Origin of the sequence: uncultured Sphingomonas sp., assembly GCF_946477935.1 — a bacterium.
In the GTDB taxonomy this organism is placed as follows: Bacteria; Pseudomonadota; Alphaproteobacteria; order Sphingomonadales; family Sphingomonadaceae; genus Sphingomonas.
In genome coordinates this window covers 1-2,704 of sequence record NZ_CAMLAC010000342.1, presented here as the reverse complement: position 1 = coordinate 2,704, position 2,704 = coordinate 1, and the positions used below count along the sequence as shown (strand labels likewise).

The window sequence follows — 2,704 nt, the reverse complement described above, 5'->3', positions numbered from 1 at the left end:
GGGGTAGTCAAGCAGTGCTGCGCTTGTGGCGGCCCCTCACCCTCCCACCGCTTTGCGGCGGGCCCCTCCAGCATCAGGTCGTCCATGCCCCCGGCATGGACTAAACAACGCGGGGCGTTGTTTACCTGATGCTCCCCGTGGGGGAGAGGGCGTTTAGGCGGCAAGGGGTTGCCGGTCTTGCCGGCCGGGATTGCCGCGCTGCCGGTCAGGCGTAGGCGCGCATGCCTTGGGCGGCGTAGGAATTGCCGAACTGGCCGGTCAGCGTCTGCAGGCGGCGGCGGACGTTGGCGGCCATCAGGTTGACGTAGATCCGGCAGGTCTCGTTCAGGCGGTCGGCCTCGTCGGCGAGCTCGCGCAGGTCGGGGCCGGCAGGGCCGGTGCCCAGCGTCGACAGCTCCTCGATCGCGACCAGCTTCGTCTGGGTGGCGCGTTCCAGCCCTGCGACGTCGTTGGCGCGCAGCGCGGCGATTTCCTGATGAAGCGCCTCGATCACCCGGATCAGCGCGTCGCGTCGTGTCACTGGCCGTTCCAGTTCAGCTTCAAGGCGATCATCTGGTCGGCGATGGTCGCCGGCAGGATCGGGAATTCACCCTTTTCGATGGCCCGCTTGATCGTGGCCACGCGGTCGGTATCGACCGGGGGAGACTTGGCGAGTTCGGCGGCGAGGCCGCTCAGGGCCGCGGTATCGGCGCCCCCCATGCGGGCGGCACCGGCATTCGCCGCCTGGGTGGCGGGCGCGGTGGCCGCAACCGTGCCGACGCGAATGATCTTCGCATCTCCCGATATCGGCCTTGAGCTTACTGCGTCCACCATGTCACCCTCCGCTGAGGTCTCCTTTGCACAAGGAGAAACGGCCGGGGGCGACGAACCTTTAGAATTTATTCGTAACCTGCCAGCGTGGCGTGACCGGCCGCGAGCGCGACCACCTGGACGGGCTGTTTGGCGGTGTCGATCCGCACCATGAAGCGGGCGCCGGGCGCCGCATCCCCCATCGCCACGCCCTCGCGCGAGATGGAGAAGCCGTTCGATCCCGCCTCGATCATCACCGGATCGCCACGGCGGATGACCGGCGGCTCCCTGGTGGTGACGGGCGCCATCGCGGGGCGCAGCGCGGCGGGCGCGGCCACCGCAGCGGCGGGACGGTTGACCGGCACGAAGATGCGCCAGTCGGGTCCGGCACAGGCGACCACCACCGCATCCTGCGCAGGCGTACGCCACGAGATCGCGACGGTGGGGCATTGCGCGAGGCGCAGGCGCGGATCGACCGCGGTGCGTGCGCCGCCGACCTCTCCCACGGCATGGCCGGTAAAGGCGGCAACCGCACGGTCCAGACCGGCGGTATCCTGAAAGGCGACGGTGGCGAGCAGGGAAAGCAGGATCATCAGGGTCTCCGAACAGGTTCGCCGGCAAAGGCGAGCGTGACCATCGCGGTGCGCCGCCCGGGCGCATCGGCAATGGCGATGGAAAGGCGGGGGGCGGCAGGCGCGATCAACGCCGCGACCGCCCGTGCACGGTCGGCGGCGAGCACGGCGGCGCTGCGGGTGGCGGGGTCGACGTCGGTAGCGCTGCCGTCGACCGAGCCGGTGACGGTCAGCACGACGCGTGGGTCGGCGGCGGCGGTGCGCGCCCAGGCGCGCAGGTCGCCGGAGGCGCCGTCAGGGCGCGCGGAGCCGGGGGCGAAGGTCGCCATGGCGGCGGCGAGCGGCATCGGCGGATCCTGCGGCCTGGAACGGGTGGTGTCGGGCGCGCCGCCAAAGCCCTGGCGAAGCCCCGCGACAAGCGCGGCACGGTCCTGATGGCGGGTCGCCTCGATCAAGGCGAAGCAGCCGACGAGCAGCAGCGCGAGATCGGCGAGCGTGACCAGCCAGATCGGCCGGGTCGGGCGCGGTTCGGGAAAGGCGATCATGCGACGCTGGCCAGCGTCACCGCCCGCCTGGGCGCTTCGCGCGCGGCGAGGGCGGCGAGCGGCGCTTCCAGGCGGGCGCGTTCGGTGGCTTCGGTGCGGGCGCTGGTGCGCAGGCGATGGGCGATGGGGAGGGCGACAAGATTGCCGAATACGGCGCCGTAGAGGGTCGCGAGAAGCGCGATCGCCATCGCGCTGCCGATCGCGGCGGGATCGCGCAGCGTGGCGAACATCGAGGCCAGGCCGATCAGCGTGCCGATCAGCCCCATGGCGGGTGCCGCCTCCGCCATGCCTGCCCAGACATCGGCGGCGGCGACATGGCGCTCGATCCGCAAGCTCTGGGCGCGGTTCAGCCCTTCGACGATGGCGGCGGGCGACTGGCCGTCGACGATCGCGGTGACGGCATCGGCCAGGTCGGCATCGGCGACCACGGTGCGGTCGAGCGCGACGACGCCCTGGCGATGCGCGATCCGGTCGAGTGCGGCGAGCTGGCCGAGCAGGGCGTCGCCGTCGAAGCGGCGGCGGGGCAGGGTGCGCAGCGCGGCCAGCGCGCGGCCGATATCGGCAAGCGGATGGCGCAGCAGCGTGGCGACCAGCGTGCCGCCCGCCACGATGGCGAGCGCGGTGGGGTCGAGGAACTGGTCCAGGGGCGGAAGCGCGGTCATGCGCGGGTACTTGCAAGGGGCGGGCCAATTTGCGGTGGGGTGTTTCTCTTTAGCCAGTGGGGAGGTTTTCCCTCTCCCCCACGGGGAGAGGGAGGGGCCCGCCGCGCAAGCGGTGGGAGGGTGAGGGGCCGCCAAG

5 protein-coding genes are annotated in these 2,704 nt (G+C 71.7%); all 5 read right to left on the bottom strand.

Annotated elements, in window-relative coordinates; genetic code table 11:
• Window positions 1-205: 205 nt before the first annotated feature.
• Window positions 206-520 (bottom strand): flagellar protein FlgN, encoded by a 315-nt coding sequence (locus Q0U08_RS19615; protein WP_298093472.1) that lies wholly within the window; start codon window positions 518-520, stop codon window positions 206-208.
• Window positions 517-813: a flagellar biosynthesis anti-sigma factor FlgM gene (gene flgM, locus Q0U08_RS19610; RefSeq protein ID WP_298093470.1), complete on the bottom strand. Its 297-nt coding sequence runs from the start codon at window positions 811-813 to the stop codon at window positions 517-519. Before flgM ends, Q0U08_RS19615 begins: the two co-directional genes overlap by 4 nt.
• A gap of 65 nt (window positions 814-878) precedes the next feature.
• The gene (locus tag Q0U08_RS19605; RefSeq protein ID WP_298093468.1) at window positions 879-1,382 is read right to left on the bottom strand and encodes a flagella basal body P-ring formation protein FlgA; all 504 of its coding nucleotides are present in this window, start codon (window positions 1,380-1,382) and stop codon (window positions 879-881) included.
• Window positions 1,382-1,906, bottom strand: coding sequence for a hypothetical protein (locus Q0U08_RS19600; RefSeq protein WP_298093466.1), 525 nt, complete (start codon window positions 1,904-1,906; stop codon window positions 1,382-1,384). The genes Q0U08_RS19605 and Q0U08_RS19600 overlap by 1 nt, the downstream gene beginning before the upstream one ends.
• Window positions 1,903-2,568, bottom strand: a complete 666-nt coding sequence (locus Q0U08_RS19595; protein WP_298093463.1) for a MotA/TolQ/ExbB proton channel family protein — start codon at window positions 2,566-2,568, stop codon at window positions 1,903-1,905. Before Q0U08_RS19595 ends, Q0U08_RS19600 begins: the two co-directional genes overlap by 4 nt.
• Window positions 2,569-2,704: the final 136 nt, after the last annotated feature.

Coding starts and splice junctions, on each gene's coding strand:
- flgM (WP_298093470.1), bottom strand. CDS start 813: ATGGTGGACGCAGTAAGCTCAAGGCCGATATCGGGAGATGCGAAGATC.
- Q0U08_RS19605 (WP_298093468.1), bottom strand. CDS start 1,382: ATGATCCTGCTTTCCCTGCTCGCCACCGTCGCCTTTCAGGATACCGCC.
- Q0U08_RS19600 (WP_298093466.1), bottom strand. CDS start 1,906: ATGATCGCCTTTCCCGAACCGCGCCCGACCCGGCCGATCTGGCTGGTC.
- Q0U08_RS19595 (WP_298093463.1), bottom strand. CDS start 2,568: ATGACCGCGCTTCCGCCCCTGGACCAGTTCCTCGACCCCACCGCGCTC.